At 42.8% G+C, this 17054-nt stretch carries 14 protein-coding genes, 2 tRNA genes and 1 other RNA gene; 16 read left to right on the plus strand and 1 reads right to left on the minus strand.

What is annotated here, in order from left to right:
* Positions 1–92: 92 nt before the first annotated feature.
* From upp to B6K08_RS12205, 7 genes are all read left to right on the plus strand, one after another.
* Complete coding sequence (gene upp / locus B6K08_RS12175) at positions 93–728, plus strand: uracil phosphoribosyltransferase (RefSeq protein ID WP_027397880.1); 636 nt, start codon at positions 93–95, stop codon at positions 726–728.
* Between the two features lie 79 nt (positions 729–807).
* Positions 808–1989, plus strand: coding sequence for an iron-containing alcohol dehydrogenase (locus B6K08_RS12180; RefSeq protein WP_027397879.1), 1182 nt, complete (start codon positions 808–810; stop codon positions 1987–1989).
* A gap of 167 nt (positions 1990–2156) precedes the next feature.
* Positions 2157–3422, plus strand: coding sequence for a UDP-N-acetylglucosamine 1-carboxyvinyltransferase (murA, locus tag B6K08_RS12185; RefSeq protein WP_039211724.1), 1266 nt, complete (start codon positions 2157–2159; stop codon positions 3420–3422).
* Between the two features lie 17 nt (positions 3423–3439).
* Positions 3440–4888, plus strand: coding sequence for an ArnT family glycosyltransferase (locus B6K08_RS12190; protein ID WP_039211722.1), 1449 nt, complete (start codon positions 3440–3442; stop codon positions 4886–4888).
* A gap of 162 nt (positions 4889–5050) precedes the next feature.
* Positions 5051–6430 (plus strand): MFS transporter, encoded by a 1380-nt coding sequence (locus B6K08_RS12195; RefSeq protein WP_039211719.1) that lies wholly within the window; start codon positions 5051–5053, stop codon positions 6428–6430.
* A 7-nt stretch (positions 6431–6437) separates the two neighbouring features.
* Positions 6438–6514 (plus strand) — tRNA-Arg (locus tag B6K08_RS12200).
* Between the two features lie 432 nt (positions 6515–6946).
* Positions 6947–7171, plus strand: a complete 225-nt coding sequence (locus tag B6K08_RS12205; protein ID WP_039211717.1) for a hypothetical protein — start codon at positions 6947–6949, stop codon at positions 7169–7171.
* Between the two features lie 55 nt (positions 7172–7226).
* On the opposite strand, the gene B6K08_RS12210 is transcribed toward B6K08_RS12205, so the two are convergent.
* Positions 7227–10046 (minus strand): DNA methyltransferase, encoded by a 2820-nt coding sequence (locus B6K08_RS12210; RefSeq protein WP_039211715.1) that lies wholly within the window; start codon positions 10044–10046, stop codon positions 7227–7229.
* Positions 10047–10450: 404 nt separating this feature from the next.
* Here B6K08_RS12210 and B6K08_RS12215 point away from each other — a divergent pair, with 404 nt between their 5' ends.
* From B6K08_RS12215 to B6K08_RS13870, 9 genes are all read left to right on the plus strand, one after another.
* A complete protein-coding gene (locus tag B6K08_RS12215) occupies positions 10451–11845 on the plus strand; it encodes an aspartate ammonia-lyase (RefSeq protein WP_039211712.1) in 1395 nt (464 codons plus the stop codon).
* Positions 11846–12060: 215 nt separating this feature from the next.
* Entirely contained in the window at positions 12061–12447 is a 387-nt protein-coding gene (locus tag B6K08_RS12220) for a response regulator (RefSeq protein WP_027397873.1), read from the plus strand.
* Entirely contained in the window at positions 12437–13285 is an 849-nt protein-coding gene (locus B6K08_RS12225; protein ID WP_080326230.1) for a hypothetical protein, read from the plus strand. Before B6K08_RS12220 ends, B6K08_RS12225 begins: the two co-directional genes overlap by 11 nt.
* Before the next feature lie 168 nt (positions 13286–13453).
* Positions 13454–13543 (plus strand) — tRNA-Ser (locus tag B6K08_RS12230).
* Positions 13544–13604: 61 nt separating this feature from the next.
* An RNA gene (gene ffs, locus B6K08_RS12235) (signal recognition particle sRNA small type) lies at positions 13605–13704 on the plus strand.
* Between the two features lie 110 nt (positions 13705–13814).
* Complete coding sequence (dnaX, locus tag B6K08_RS12240; RefSeq protein ID WP_039211708.1) at positions 13815–15536, plus strand: DNA polymerase III subunit gamma/tau; 1722 nt, start codon at positions 13815–13817, stop codon at positions 15534–15536.
* A gap of 92 nt (positions 15537–15628) precedes the next feature.
* Positions 15629–15964: a YbaB/EbfC family nucleoid-associated protein gene (locus tag B6K08_RS12245; protein WP_027397871.1), complete on the plus strand. Its 336-nt coding sequence runs from the start codon at positions 15629–15631 to the stop codon at positions 15962–15964.
* Between the two features lie 3 nt (positions 15965–15967).
* The gene (gene recR, locus B6K08_RS12250; RefSeq protein ID WP_027397870.1) at positions 15968–16564 is read left to right on the plus strand and encodes a recombination mediator RecR; all 597 of its coding nucleotides are present in this window, start codon (positions 15968–15970) and stop codon (positions 16562–16564) included.
* A gap of 55 nt (positions 16565–16619) precedes the next feature.
* Positions 16620–16841 carry a pro-sigmaK processing inhibitor BofA family protein gene (locus tag B6K08_RS13870; protein WP_052212541.1) on the plus strand — a complete coding sequence of 74 codons (222 nt, stop codon included), beginning with the start codon at positions 16620–16622 and terminating at the stop codon, positions 16839–16841.
* Positions 16842–17054: the final 213 nt, after the last annotated feature.

Genomic DNA, 17054 nt, shown 5'->3' on the forward strand with positions numbered 1-17054 from the left:
CTCGATATGTATATTTTGCTTATGGCAAAATTTGAACAACTGCGTTATAATGACAGGTGAATAAAAACAATCGAATCTCTAGGAGGAGAAATATGTCAGATATTAAAGCAACAGTAGTAGATCATCCATTAATCCAGCACAAGCTCACCATTATGCGTAAGAAGGACACTCCATCTAAGGATTTCCGTCAGCTGCTGGAAGAGATTGCTATGCTCATGACTTATGAAGTAACCCGTGATTTTCCACTGGAAGAAATTGATATTGAAACTCCTGTAGCAAAATGCAAGGCAAAGGTTCTTGCTGGCAAGAAGGTTGGTGTCGTTCCAATTCTCCGTGCAGGTTTGGGCCTTTTGAGCGGTGTTGTAAACATGATTCCATCTGCCCGTGTTGGTCATGTAGGTATGTACCGTGACCCTGCAACTCTGAAGCCAGTAGAATATTACTGCAAGCTGCCAGGGGATGTAGCTGAGCGTACTCTGATCGTTGTGGATCCTATGCTGGCTACTGGTGGTTCCGCTGCCGCTGCCCTTACCCTGTTGAAGGAAAAGGGCGCCAAGAACATTATTCTTATGTGCTTGGTGGCTGCTCCTGAGGGTATAAAGGTTATTAATGAGGAGCATCCTGATGTTCCTGTATACGTTGCAGCTATCGATGAATGCCTTAACGAAAAGGGCTATATCGTACCAGGCCTCGGTGATGCTGGCGATAGAATCTTTGGTACTCTGTAATTTGAATACGGCTGATATTTCTGCCGGCTGGTGCATAATCTGTGCCGGTCGGCAGTTTTTTATATGAGGGGGGGATTTTATGCAGAATTTTGAATTTTATTGTCCGACTGAAATTGTCTTTGGAAAAGGGGCTGAAGACAAGCTGGCAGAGAAAATAAGGCAATATGGTGGTACCAAGGTGTTTCTGCTTTATGGAGGAGGCAGTATCGAAAAAAGTGGCCTTCTGAAAAGAATTGAGGATAATCTGAACGAAGCAGATATTGAATTTGAAGCCATGGGCGGTGTCCAGCCAAATCCTGTGTTGTCCTTTGCCCGTGAAGCAACAGCAGAAGCATTGGAATTTGATGCTGATATGGTGTTGGCTGTGGGGGGCGGCAGTGTTATTGATTCCGCCAAGGCTGTGGCAGTAGGATTGGCAAATCCTGATGTGGATATTGCGGAATATTGGGAACAGGGACGGGAAATTGAGTCCTGTGCCCCTATCGGTGTGGTACTGACGATTTCTGCCGCTGGCAGCGAGACCAGTGATTCTGCAGTTCTTACCATTGATGGGACTGGAAAAAAAGGTGGTGCCCACAGCGATATTATTCGCCCGGATTTTGCTATTATGAATCCGGAGCTGACCTTCACTTTGCCACCATTCCAGATAGCGTGCGGTGTGGCGGATATTCTTATGCACACCCTGGAACGGTATATTACCCATACGGAGGGAAATTTGTTCACTGATTTGGTGGCAGAGGCTCTAATGAAGAATGTGATTCAGCAGGGGCGCATTGCAGTTGCCAACCGCAAAAATTATGAGGCAATGAGCGAAATTATGTGGTGTGGCAGTGTTTCACATAATGGATTTACAGGACTTGGCCGGGAAAAGGAGTTTTCCGCCCATAAGCTTGGGCATGTATTGAGCGGCTTATATAATGTAACTCATGGAGCGTCATTGACTGTAATGTGGCCGGCCTGGGCAAAATACGTATATGAGGATAATCCTGAGCGTTTTGCCAAGTATGCAGAAAAGGTCTGGGGCGTAAATGCAGGCACTGTTTATGAGCGCTCCAGGGCAGGCATTCGTTTGACTATGGAATTCTTTGAGCAAATTGGTTTGCCAACTAACTTCACAAAATTGGGTATTGGTGTCAAGAATACCGAAGAAATAGAGAAGCTGGCTGATATTTGCACTTCCAATGGCACTAAGAAAGCCGGTGTATTCCATCCAATGGACAAAAAGGATGTTATTGCCATTTATGAAAGTGTAAACAGATAATAATTTATATTTTGCAGGGACCGTCAACTGGTCCCTTTTTCTTTTTTATAAGGCCGAATTTGCCTGTAGAATGGTTTATTTTTCCTACTTGCATGCGCCTATCATCCATGTTATGATTAAGTGTGCTATGTTCGAAAACTGTGCCTATTTTAGGAGGATTTACATAAATGGAGAAATTGATCATAAATGGTGGTAAGCGTCTCAAGGGACGGGTAAAGATCAGCGGTGCCAAAAATGCGGTACTGCCTATTATTGCCGCTGCCTTGCTGGGACAGGAATCACCAAGCCGTTTGGAGGAAGTTCCAGCTCTCGATGATGTGCACACTCTTACTGAAGTGTTAAAGCAGCTGGGAGTGAAGGCTGAGTTTAATGCAGATAAGAATACCCTTTTGGTGGACAGCTCTGAAATTACCAGCTGTGAGGCACCTTATGATTTGGTTCGGAAAATGCGTGCTTCTTTCCTTATTATTGGTCCATTACTGGCCCGCTATGGCAAGGCAAAAATTTCTATGCCAGGTGGATGCGCTATCGGTACCCGACCAATTGATTTACATCTCAAAGGCTTTGAGGCCCTTGGTGCAGATATCAATATTGGTCATGGCTTTATTGAAGCCCATGCACCAAATGGCTTAAAGGGAGCCCGTATATATTTGGACTTCCCAAGTGTGGGTGCAACTGAAAATATTATTATGGCTGCATGTATGGCAGAAGGCCAGACAATTATTGAAAATCCTGCTCAGGAGCCTGAGATTATTGACTTGGCTAACTATCTTAATGTAATGGGTGCCAACATTCGCGGTGCTGGTACAAATGTTATAAAAATCGATGGTGTTAAGTGCCTTACGGGCAAGAATTACACTATTATTCCTGACCGTATTGAAGCAGGCACCTATATGGTGGCTGCAGCTATGACTAAGGGCGATGTGTTTATTGAAAATGCCATTTCTGAGCATTTGAAGCCTGTTATTGCCAAGCTGAAGGAAGCTGGCGTAACTATCGAGGAGCATATTGACGGCATTCGGGTAACCTGTGATAAGGCTACTAAGGCTGTAGATATTAAGACTATGCCATATCCTGGCTTTCCAACTGATATGCAGGCACAGTTCATGGCCATGCTGACGGTTTCTGAGGGAACTGGCATGGTTACGGAAACAGTATTTGAAAATCGTTTCATGCATGTTGATGAACTGAAACGTATGGGAGCAAATATTAAAATTGATGGTCGCACCTCCACTGTTGAAGGTGTGCCTTCTCTTACCGGCTGTCAGGTTAAGGCTACTGACCTTCGTGCCGGTGCGGCTATGGTTCTGGCTGGCTTGGTGGCTGAAGGCGAGACTGCCGTTGGCTATATCCATCATATTGACAGGGGCTACGACAATCTTGTGGCAAAGCTCATTGGCTTGGGTGCTGATATCCGTCGAGTGGACGTATAAGGATAAAGGAGTATTTAATGAACACAACCAAACTAGATCTTTCCATTATTGGTATTGTAGGTCTGGTGCTATATTTGCTGGGAAACTGGGCCATTGCAGTAACAGATCCTGTTGAGTCCAACTATACCCTTACCGCACTGGAAATGCTTCGCTCCGGGGATTATGTTTCCCCAAGAATTTATGGAAATTACTGGTATGATAAACCAGCATTTTTCTACTGGGAGCTTATAGTAGCATATAAGCTTTTTGGTGTTAATGAATTTGCTGCAAGATTTTTCCCAGGGGTATTTGGAGCACTGGGATTAATGCTGACCTATCTTTTTGCCAAGACTATATATGACCGTAAGACAGGTCTCATGGCTGCAGGGATTTTAGGGACCTGCTTTGAATATTGGCTCCTTTCAAAAACGATTATCACTGATTTGACGCTGTTTGTTTTCTTCAATGGCGTTTTGATGGCCTTCTATATGGGTTACAGCACTGGCAGGAGAAGCTGGTATTATCTCTGTTATATTCTGGCAGGGCTTGCTACCTTGGATAAGGGGCCTATTGGAATTTTACTTCCAGGCTTTATCATACTTGTTTATCTTTGTATAAGACGTGATTTTAGGGAAATTCTCAGACTTAAATGGATTTTGGGATTGGCTCTGTATATTATTACTGCCGGCAGCTGGTATTATGCCATGTATACCATTCACGGCATGGATTTTATCAATAACTTTCTTGGGGTTCACAATTTCCTGAGAGCTACCCAGTCTGAGCATGAACAATGGAATGTTTGGTGGTACTACACCATGATTTTCTTTGCTGGCTGTTTGCCTTGGTGTTGGACATTGCCGGCGGCAATCTGGAAAGCTATTAAGCGACAGCAGCTGCCGCAGCTTGATATGCCTGCAGGATTTTTGCTGACCTGGTCCCTGATAGTAAATATTTTCTATCAGTGTATGGCCACAAAGTATACCACCTATACATTACCAGGGCTTTTGCCTATTGCCATCTTAATGGCATGCTATCTCTATAAAAGGGAAACTCTGGTAAAGCGTACTGTGGCTGTGATGCTGGTGGTTTATGTTGTGCTTACCTTTGCAGTGGCGGCACCTGTATGTAACACCAATGGATATTCCTTTAAAAATGTGGCTGCAGTGTACAAGGACCAGATTAAGGAAGATGATGTGCTGATAATGTATGGTGACTACAGAACATCAGCGGTATTTTATGGTGATAAAATTGCCTATAAGGTGGAGCGTGCCGAGTCTATTCCAGGGATGCTTCCTGATGGTAAGAGCTGGAATGCCAAGAACGTAATGCCATTTATGGCCATTGAAGATATACCAACAGACAAGAACGTATATCTTATCCTTCAGGAAAAGGCCTTTGAACGGTTTGATAAAGAGTTTAATCCAGATGAATGGCAGCTGCTTGGAGATATAGAATACGCCAGAGTATATCTGCGTAAAGCAAAATAATATTGAAATGAATTCCCTCGGTGTAAGCTGGGGGAATTTTTTTATCTGATGCAAAATTTGATAGAATTTGTATTTTTCCCTTGATTTTTTCTTTATATGGGTGTAAATTTTATGTCAGTGTATTTATAACTGTCAAGACACCTGTGTAAGGAGATGTAATGTATGATTTTAGACAGATTGGAAAGAATGCCTGTGGGCTCCTTTCATTATAAGTTGTTACTGGTAACAGGGCTAGGATGGCTCTTTGATAGCATGGATACAGGTCTTATAGCCTTTGTACTTCCTGTACTTGCCAAGGAATGGGGGCTGTCCCCGGAGCAGATGGGCTGGATTGGAAGTATTGGCCTTATTGGTATGGCTCTTGGTGCTGTTATTTCCGGGACCTTGGCTGACCGCATTGGGCGTAAGAAGGTATTTACCATTACAGTGTTGATGTATGCTTTGGCTACTGGCATGTGTGCCTTGGCATGGAGCTATGAATCATTGCTGTTTTTCAGATTCTTGGTCGGCTTTGGCTTGGGTGGCGAACTGCCTGTGGCTGCTACACTCATGTCTGAGTACGCCCCAACAAAGCTGCGTGGCCGTTTTATAGTGCTTTTGGAGAGCTTCTGGGGTATTGGCTGGTTGGTGGCTGCCTGCATTTCTTATCTGATTATTCCTCAGTTCGGTTGGAAAATAGCATTTGTAATTGGTACTCTGCCTGCACTTTATGTGTTCCTTATCAGACTTCACATGCCTGAGTCTGTACGATATCTTATTTCCAAAAATAAGATTGAAGAGGCCAAGGAGATTATTCTTGATTTGGAGAAGAAGCTCCACGTAATAAGCAAGCCGTTTGAAAAATCTCTTACTGCAGCAGAAATGGGAAGCACCAACGAAAAGACACCTGGTCCGTTAAGTCTTTTCAACAGCAGCTATATGAAACGTACTATTATGCTGTGGTTGGCATGGTTTGGGATTGTTTACAGCTACTATGGTATTTTTATGTGGCTCCCTTCTATTGTGTTCCAGCAGGGATTTGCAGTAGTAAAAACCTTTGAGTACGTTCTGATTATGACCATTGCTCAGCTGCCGGGATATTATTGCGCCGCGTGGTTGGTGGATGTGATTGGCAGAAAGTATACCCTGTCCATATTCCTCCTTATGAGTGGTGTGGCAAGCTACTTCTTTGGAAATGCAGCTTCTCCTGAGACACTGCTTTTATGGGGAGCTACCATGTCTTTCTTCAACCTTGGTGCTTGGGGGGTTATTTATACCTATACTCCGGAGCTGTATCCAACATCTATTCGTGCCTTGGGCAGTGGCTGGGCAGCAGGCTTTGGACGAATTGGGGGCATGATAGCACCTGCTTTAGTTGGTATTATGCTGGCAAATCAGCTGGGAATTGGCAATGTATTTCTCATGTTTGCCGGTGTCCTCATTGTGGTTTCTCTGGTGGTATTGACCATGGGCGTGGAAACCAGACAGCGTCAGCTGGAGGATATCAGCTTTACAGCAGATTTATTTAAAATTGACAAGGATAATGTAGAAAGTGTACAATAACACTGTTGCGGATGTAGCTCAGATGGATAGAGCATCTGCCTCCTAAGCAGAGGGCCGTGGGTTCGACTCCCGCCATTCGCACCAGATGAAAGCAAGCCCCATGCGACTTCGCGAGATGTCGCATGGGGCTTTTTGTGTGCAATTTTTCTTTGACCCCCATTTTGACCCCTAAAATGAAAATCTCTATCGGAAGACGGCAGCACCATTTTCCTTTTTAAAATGTGCAGTATGTCCAAAGAGTGGCTTAGTATGATATAATGAAGCAGGTGATAAGTGTGAAAAAGTACGACTCTCATGGAAAACCATTCGAGTATCCACCCTTGTTTTGAATAAGTCGGAATATGCTAAAATAATAAGTGAAATAAACAGCAATTACGACTTATACAGAGGTAAGAAGATTGCGTTCCATTCTTCTGTCGGAGAGGATAATTGTTTTTACATATATTATTTTGAGAACCATGGATTTAACGATTACAATATCATTGACAGATTTGGATTTTAGCAAGGAGGGTTATTATGGAAGAATTATACAATAGATTAAATGCTGTGCCGGATGCATATTCTTCTTTCGTATTAGGCGTAATAATTTATGTAAAACAAAAGCCTGAAAGATTGAAAAAAGTCATGGATTTCTTGAAAACATCAGATAGTCTTACATCCTCTGAGATTGGCGAGTTTATCGTATCTCAGCCTGATTTCCATGAATTTGGTGCCAGCAGACAGCAGGAAGAAGCAAGTTAATTCACGGTGTCAACCCCGTCAAGGTTAATGTTGGCGGGGTTTTATTATGTCTTCTTTATTGTTGCTCAACAAGGCTTTGATACATTTTCATCAATTCAGCCACACATTCAGATTCTTTCATTGTATGCCAATCAAATCTGTATGCTTCCATAACTGCCCTGTCATTGGCTTGGTGGGCTTTGCGTAATTCCGGAGGCATTAATACTTCTTTATACAAGGAAGCAAAACTGGAGTCTGGATGCTTTTTCCGAGCATCCAGAATACCTTGGGCTGTTTGTTCAATTTTAGCTTTTTGGGATTTCGTTGGATTTGGCCATGGAAAATTGTTGTAGACAATTTTTTGCGAATAATCATAATCACTTTTTAGTCTGCCACAAACAGCACGAACCCAAGCCATATGAACATTAGACTGTAATATTCCAAAATGGAACAGTTCACCATTTTCTATCATTTGTAGTTTATTACTGATGATAGTGTTGCTGTCCAAAAAATCCATAGGAATATATCTTCTATTTTCAGATGACACTTCAGGTATAGCGATAAAATGTAGTGGATTTTTGGTTTCTCTAAATAAAGATGGTGTATCAGCTAATTTTTGTCGCCCCTTGTCAGTTGATGCCAGTCTGTCATTGCGACAATCTTCTATCCTCTTTAACACCAATGGCATTTTAGAAAGTTCCTCTGGCGAAGCATTGACCAACCACAAACAATAACGTTCACCATTATTTATAAACTCATGTGAACCAATAAATCTCTTAATGAATTTCTGAGCCTTTGGCTCTTTTTTTATAAAGTCTGCATAATCTTTTCCATCAATGATTAAGTGCCCACCATCTGCAGGACGATTTCCTGTAGACATCTTTGGGACATCACATAATGGTTCCTTTCGACTTTCTATAAATGCAGTTGGAGCTCCTACGAGATAAGGATTAATATTTTCTACATATGTTACCAATTCACCAGAGTACAGTGGCTTTTCTTTTCTTGAGCCCCCATTGCTAAACCCAATAATTACGCAGTGGACAGCCGCCTTATTATTTGATTCGCTATTCCATCTAAATGTACGATGGGCAAAGTCAATATGTATACCAAAGCGGTTATATAGTGGCTTCCACACATCAGCTACCTGCTCCCCTTGGGTAATGGAATTGGTGGAAACAAAGGCAGCTTTTTTACACCTCATCCGCCCTTCGGGCACCTTCCCCTCGAGGGGAAGGCTTGAAGTAGCAATATATTCAGCAGCCTTAAAATACCATCCGGCAACATAATCAATTTTACCCGCCTTTTTATAAGGTTTGCCCTTTTCGTCCTTGTAGACGTTTAGCATATCCTCTTTTTGTTCCTTGGACTGAAGCGAATAACCAACAAACGGCGGATTTCCCATTATATAGCTGAGCCTTTCCTTTGGCACCACATCATTCCAGTCCATACGCAGGGCATTTCCTTCCACAATATTGGCATAACTCTTTAATGGCAGAAAATCAAGATTCATGTGAACCAGTGCCTGGGTTTCCTGCATCATCTGCAGCTCTGCTATCCAAAGGGCTGTTTTGGCCACAACACAAGCATAGTCGTTAATCTCTATGCCGTAGAATTGCTGGATACTTACCTTTACTGGATTGGCCAGATCACCCAAAACCATTTCCTGCCCAAGGAGCTTTTCTATTACTTGGTTCTCCAGTCTGCGAAGGGAAATGTAGGTTTCAGTGAGGAAATTGCCACTTCCACAGGCGGGGTCAAAGAATGTTAGTGATGCCAATTTGTCCTGAAACATTTTAAGCTGGTTATCCCGCTTCTTTGGCTGTGGTACTTCCAGTATCTTCTCATATTCCGCTTTGAGGTCGTTTAAAAACAGCGGGTCAATGACCTTATGGATATTTTCTACAGAGGTATAGTGCATACCGCCAGCCCTACGTGCTTGGCTCGCTATTGTGGACTCAAATACAGCACCGAAAATTGTAGGGCTGATTTCGGCCCAGTTAAAGGTACATGCCTCTTTTATGATTAAATCCACACATTCCTGATTGAATTGTGGGATAATAAGACTCTCATCACTAAATAAGCCTCCATTTACATAAGGGAATTCTAATAGGCGTTTTTCCTCGTATGGATCCCGCTCATCAACAGGGGTATCCAGTATTTCAAACAAATCAATGAGGGCTTTCCTGAAATGCTGTGGACGGAAGTCATTTAGATAATCCATAAACATATCCTTGCGCCCAAATATGCCGGAATCCTCCGCATACATACAGAAAACAAGCCTAACTATAAGCATATTAAGGCTTTTCAGCATTTTATCGGTAGGTTCATCACCATATTGAGCATAGAGGTATTCGTACATTTTGCCTACCAGAGTACCGGCATTTAAGGAAACTTCCAGCTCCTTCTTGATATTGTCATGGGTAGTATCCACCAAGAAATTGAGGCGGTTATATTCCTTAGGCAAATCCGCCAGCTTCAAGATTTCTGGCTCGCAGTTTGGATTGGCCATATCGTAGATATAAAATTCCTCAAAATTGCAGGTGATCCCCCAGCGAGGATATTTGTAGTAGCCCAGTGCAGCTGCATACCTTTTCAATTGTTGCATAGGGGTAAGCATGGTGCCATCGGACTGCTTTATTGGCTTAGATAAATCCTTCCCGATGCTTTTTTGTTCAATCATAACCTTGGTACTTGGTAAATACACATCAATAAAAGAAGTATGCTCCAGCATTACCTGTACTTCACACTCCATAAAATCTGTAGGGTTATCTACACCATATACATTTTTTAATAAATCTACCCAGAATAACTGGGATTCGCCCTTTTCGTAGCCCTTGCCCTTCCATTTTTCAGCAAATAATTTAGCTGCTTTCGCTCTATTAGTAGCATCCATATTAAGATTCTCCTTTGAATCCGTATTTTATAAACTATTATGAATAATTTTAACATTTATAAAAATAATATGCGATACCAAATGAAAATTATGCTAAAATTGCTTAAAGGGGGTATAAAAATGAGTAGGAAATTGATTTCATCTCCTAAGCAGAGGGCCGTGGGTTCGACTCCCGCCATTCGCACCAGATGAAAATAACCTCGAAGTCTTTTATAGATAAAGGCTTCGGGGGTTTGTTTTGCTTAAAGTAGGAAAGATTTCCTGTTATGCAAAAACTGACAGAATTTTTTGCAAAATCTCTTGCAATTTGCATAATAAGGTGTTATTCTCAGAGTAAGGAGATTTGTATACAAAATACAAGAACGTACAAAAAGAAAAAACAAGGTAAAAAAGGAGAGAATAAGATGAGAAAAGAACATGACTTCTTAGGCGAATTGGAAGTTCCAGATGATGTTTACTATGGTGTACAGACTTTGCGTGCCATTGAGAACTTTAAAATTACTGGGCAGCGGGTAGACAGTGATTTTGTTCAGGCTATGGCAAAGGTAAAGAAGGCCACTGTATTGGCCAATTTGTCCACAGGTCGTATGCCTGAAAAAATTGGTAAAGCTCTGATTCAGGCTGCTGATGAGATTATAGAGGGCAAGCTGTTGGATCAGTTCCCTGTGGATCCTATTCAGGGTGGTGCCGGTACATCATTTAACATGAACATGAATGAGGTGCTTTGTAATCGCGCTTTGGAGTTGACTGGTGAGGCCAAGGGTCGTTATGACATTATTTCTCCAAACAACCATGGCAATATGGCTCAGTCCACCAATGATACATTCCCGACTGCTATTAAGGTTTGTCTGAACCACAAGGGCAAGAATTTGATTAAGTCCCTGAATCGCCTGGTTGATGAGCTTGAAAAGAAGGGTGAGGAGTATAAGGATATCGTTAAGATGGGCCGTACTCACCTGCAGGATGCTGTTCCTATTACCCTTGGGCAGGAAATGAATTCTTATGCGTCTTCCATCCGCCGTGGTATAGAGCGTATTCAGCACGCCCTTGATACTATTCATTATGTAAACATGGGTGGTACTGCTGTAGGTACTGGCTTAAATGCAGAGCCACAGTACATTATTAATGTTGCCAAATCCCTTAGCGAGGTTACTGGTGAAACCTATAAGACTGCCGACAACATGATTGATGCTACCAACAATACTGACGGCTTTGCCGATGTTTCTTCCGCTTTGAAGAACACAGCATTAGTAATTATTAAGATGTGTAATGACTTCCGTATGATGGCCTCTGGTCCTCGCTGCGGTTATTACGAGTTGAAGCTGCCTATGCGTCAGCCAGGTTCCTCCATCATGCCAGGTAAGGTAAATCCGGTTATCGCAGAGGTATTGAATCAGACCTGCTATCAGGTTATCGGCAATGATCTTGCTGTTACCTTAGGCGTAGAAAATGGTCAATTTGAGCTGAATGTTATGGAGCCTGTTATGGCCTTTAATATGTTTAACTCCATAAAATATCTCACCAACGCAATTGATGGCTTCGTTGACAAGCTTCTGTTGAAGCTGGAACCTAATAAGGAGCAGTGCCAGATGTGGATTGACAGAAGTGTTGGTATCGTAACTGCTCTGTTGCCTCATGTAGGTTATGAGAATTCTGCTATGATGGCTAAAGAAGCATATAATACTGGTCGTCCTATCAGAGAGGTTGTTCTGGAAAAGGGCCTTCTCACCAAGGAAGAAATCGATAAGATTTTGGCCCCAGCAGCTATGACCACTCCTGGTATTGCCGGCAAGGATTAATTGAGAGCCTAACTTTCAACCAATACAATTCCTTTTACAAAGGCAGCTCCCTTTTTGGGGGCTGTTTTTGTGTTAAAGGAAACTTAAACAACAAAAAAGTCCTATTTTAAAGAAAAATCAGCAGGAATATTTCTTTAAGTAGAGAATTTTATACAATGACTTAAATTGTAAAGTTGTGATATAATTACAATATATGGGAAAGGGAGGTGGCATAAATGGCTGATAAGTTAAAAATCCTTATTACTGATGATTCAAAACTGCTTAGAAAGAAGCTTCGCGCAGAATTGGAGCAACTCGGCTGTGAAGTTATTGAGGCAGAAAATGGCAAGGAAGCCATTATGAAGGATCTTCAGGAGCAGCCAGATGGTGTTATCCTTGACATCGTTATGCCTGAGGTTGGAGGTATTGAAGCACTCCAAGTAATAAAAGAGGTTAATCCTGATATACCTATTATCATGCTTTCTTCTGCTGGAACATCCCAGAAGTTGAAGGAGACTTTGGAACTGGGAGCCTTGGATTTCATTCAGAAGCCATATACTTCTGATCAGATCAGACAGGCTGTTGAGAGAATCCGCAGAAAGGTTGAGGAGAATGGGAAATAGATACTTTTCGCAGTATTTGTTAAATACCGGTGTTTTGGAATCCAGCAATATCGGTTATGTAATGCCCAAATCAGCCCACGCTGTTCCTCAGTTACATGTTTTGGCTGTTCAAAAAGGTTTATTGTCAGATGCACAAATCGATGAACTGGCAGGTTCGGATGATGCAGCCAAGACAATAGTGGAAAAGGCTTTTTTGTCCGCCGACCAAGTGGCATCCTTACAGGATGAGAGTCCGGACAGGGCAGCCCGCATGGCCCAGGTTTTGCTGGATGAAAAGCTGGCAGATATAAAAACTTTAAACCATTGCTTCCGTGAGAGTGACCCAGAAGATGTTCATCCTGTTGCTGATGCAGTAAAAAGGATTGTCCGCTCATACGATGGCCTGAATCCTGTAGATGAGGCCTATGGAAAATATGCAGAGATGTTTGTAGGTGCATTGCAGCGATTTATGGACACGGATGCGGTTGTTCTTACTGAGCCGGCTGAGCCAGTTTTTGAAGATTCTCTTATTGTTTCCCAGAGTATGGGAGGTGCCCTTTCGATATCTGCTGCCATTCTTACAAACGAGGATTCTTTTTTGGAGATGGCTAATCGATACAGTGGCGAAAGGTTTGAAAACATTGACGAACTGGCTGAGGATAGTCTGACGGAGTTTGTAAATGTAATTAATGGTTTGTACATTGTCGAACAGTCAGGCCAGGATGTGGATATGGATTTGGATATGCCAAGGATTGGACGTAATTCCTGCCCTATGGCCAGCAGCTTGGTGGCCATGCGGATAGCTACAGATTTTGGCTCCTTTGTGCTTTATCTGGCAGAGGATGAATTCATGTACTAATACGATTTTGATACAGTATAGAGAAAGTAAGGGCTTTTTCGGTATATAAAAGTCCTTTACTTTTTTTGCAAAAAAGTTGTTGACAAGTAACTTTTTGTTTGTTAAACTATGTCTTGTCGTGATGAGCCGACAACAACTGAATAGTTTTTTATACTTATTCAAACAAGTGGAGAGTTGTCCGAGTGGTTGAAGGAGCACGCCTGGAAAGCGTGTGTACGGGTTACTGTACCGAGAGTTCGAATCTCTCACTCTCCGCCATTTTTATATCTCAAAATAAGTTGTATTTTTACAAGCGGTCTTTCTAAGATTGGACCGCAGTGTCTTGGTCTCGCGCAAGGCAGCCTCATGAACCTCGTCAGGTCCGGAAGGAAGCAGCGATAAGTGAATCGTTGTCTGTGCCGTGAGGTAGCCTGGGTACTGTGGCCCAATGTTGGAAAGACTTTCCTTACCTTTTAGGTAGGGCTTTTTTTATGCCGAAAAATAGACTGGTGTGGTATAATAACCGTGTATGTTTAGGAGGTGCAGGAATATGGCTTATATGGCCCTATATAGAAAATGGCGTCCTGATAATTTTGCTAATCTGGTGGGACAGGACCATGTTAGTCGGACCTTGGCAAATGCCATCAAAAGCGGCAGGATAGGCCATGCCTATTTATTTACTGGTCCTCGGGGCACTGGTAAAACCAGTACAGCAAAGATTTTGGCAAAGGCCCTTAACTGCGAGCAGGGGCCGACGGTGGAGCCATGCAATCAGTGTGAAGCTTGCCAGCGAATCAATTCCGGCAATTCCATGGATGTGTTTGAAATAGATGCTGCGTCCAATCGTGGTATTGAAGCTATTCGCGATTTGAGGGAAAATGTAAAATTTGCACCTGTTAATGGCCGGTATAAGGTATATATAATCGATGAGGTTCATATGTTGACCTCCGAGGCGTTTAATGCTCTATTGAAGACTTTGGAGGAGCCTCCGGCTCATGTTGTGTTTATTATGGCTACCACTGAGGTTTACAAAGTACCTGCCACCATTCAGTCACGCTGTCAGCGCTATGATTTTAAGCGTATTACTGTGGATGATATTTTTAACCGATTAAAAACAGTAGTGGAGGGCATGGACATAAAGGCAGATGATGATGCCCTGCGTATGATTGCTGTTAAGGCTGATGGTGGTATGCGTGATGCCCTTAGTATTCTTGATCAGTGCATTGCTCTTTCAGAGCAGAGTCTGACTATAGACAGGGTTCAGCAGCTTTTGGGTCTTGTAGGCAAGGAATGGTTGGATAAGCTGGTAGGTGCGTTGCAGTCCAAGGATGCCGCAGCTGTACTTACTATGGTGGATGAAATAATTCGGGCTGGAAAGGATTTGCAGCAGGTTCTCGGAGAGTTGGGAATCCATTTTAGAGGACTTATGATATTTAAAGCGGCAGGTCTTGTGGATGGTGTTGATTACTACAGCCAGACAGATGAGTCTATCAAGAAACAGGCTGCGGGCTTTACCCAGGAACAGATTGTTTGGATAATCCGTCGCGTTCATGAGGCAGCTAATGAGGTGAAATGGTCTCCACAGCCACGGATTGCAGTGGAAGCAGCATTACTGGAAATTTGTCAGCGGGATAACCTTATGAATGCCTCTAGTACAACGGATAAGGTTTCTTCTGTCCAGTCAGTGGACGATGGTCGTATTGCTCAGCTGGAGGCAAAGCTGGCCCGTATGATGGGGATGTTAAAGAGTGGTGGAGCTGTCGGTAATGGTGTATCTGGGAAGGATTCAGTTGCCACGATACATTCAGCAGCAAAGGTGACTACCGCCACAGCCAAACCAATTCAGGTGGCAGCCAATATTACTGAAGACGGTGTTGAGCTTTGGCAAAGAACCTTGGATAATCTTAGATCTACAGGCAAAGAGCAGGTTATGGCCTGCCTTCAGAATTGTACATTTATGGGGTTAAACGATGTGCAGTTTGTTCTTGGTACCCCAAAGGGGGTTATAAAGGGCCTTTTGGAGCGCATATATAGAAAGAATATCGAGGAAGCTTTTAATGGCGTCAGCGGACTAAGTCTCAGTATGGTTTGTCAGGAGGTGGAAACTGTTCCGGAACCAACCCCAAGAAAGGGTGATATTCAGGAGGATGTGCCACCACCAACGGATGATGATTTTGGAATTAGTGAGCTGCAGGATGATGAAAGGGAGCGCCTTGATAAAGCAGTGGATGTATTTGGGGATGGCTTTGTGCACCCTGAGGATTTACAATAGTTTTTTGAATTTGACGCACAATCTATATTTTGATAGCATTAGCGTATGATGTTTACAAATAATTTTTCGTATATTTAAGGAGGAATAAATTAATGTTTGGTGGTATGGGTGGCATGAACAACATGAACGGCATGATGAAGAAAATGCAGAAGCTCCAGAAACAGATGACAGCAATGCAGGAGGAGCTGAAGCAGAAGACTGTAGATGTAACTGCAGGTGGCGGTGCCGTTAAGATCACCATGAATGGTGAAAAGGAAGTAAAGGGAATCGTAATTGATCCGGCCGCTGTGGATCCTGAGGATGTCGAAATGCTCCAGGATTTGTTGGCAGCTGCTTTCAATGAGGCTTCCAAGAAGGTGGACGAAATGATGGCCAGCGAGATGGGCAAGCTCACTGGTGGTCTTGGTCTTCCTCCAGGGATGTTTTAATCAATGCAGTATATAGCACCCTTGGCAGAACTAATTGAGCATTTTCGTGCCCTGCCTGGCATTGGCAACAAGACCGCAGTGCGGTTGGCCTATCATGTTTTAGATATGGATATGGAAAAAGCCAGAGGTCTGGCTGGTGCTATTATGCGTGCCAAGGAAAAAATAGGTTATTGCAAGGTTTGCTTTAATTTAAGTGATGAGGACCCTTGTCATATATGCAAATCTGAAGCTCGGGATCATTCTGTTATTTGCGTGGTGGAGCAGCCTCAGGACGTGGCTGCCATGGAAAGAATGCGAGATTTCAAGGGGGTATATCATGTACTTCATGGTGCATTGTCACCTCTTGAGGGGGTAGGCCCGGAAAATCTCAAAATTAAGGAGCTGCTAAACAGGCTTCATGATGACAGGGTGAAAGAAATTATCATGGCTACTAACCCAAATGTGGAGGGTGAGGCAACTGCAATGTATATAGCTAAGTTGCTAAAACCAATCGGAGTGAAGGTTACTCGTATTGCCCATGGCTTGCCGGTGGGCGGCGATTTGGAATATGCGGACGAGGTTACCCTTTCCAGGGCCATGGAAAATAGAATTGAATTGTAATTTTTCATTTGCAGGCTGGCGCACGTCAGCCTGCAAATGTTTTGGAGGAAATAATATGCTTACTTTTTTGGGATTTGTGGCGTTGGCTATTTGTATTTATATTATTGGCAAGCTCATTGCGCTGCCATTTAAAATTATCAAAAACATTGTGATTGGACTTATTGTTGGTTCTGCAGCCATTTGGGCTGTAGATCTCTTTGGTATGGGGATAGAGATGAACGTGGTAAATGCCCTGCTTGCCAGTGTGGTAGTTTACATTATTTCATCATTTTTGTAATTTTTTTTAAAAAGTGCTTGACACTGGATTATGAAAAAGCTATACTAAACAAGTCGTCTCAAGGAGAGCTACTCCAAAGGGCGCAAGGTGTTCTTTGAAAACTAAACAATGCAACAAGAATCATGCACACATGATTCAAGCCAGATGATGGTACTGTTTTTATAAACAGTAAACATACATAATAGTTTGTGCAAAACTATGAAATTCCTTTAT

The sequence above is a fragment of the Anaerovibrio lipolyticus DSM 3074 genome (assembly GCF_900141865.1).
Lineage (GTDB): Bacteria > Bacillota > Negativicutes > Selenomonadales > Selenomonadaceae > Anaerovibrio > Anaerovibrio lipolyticus.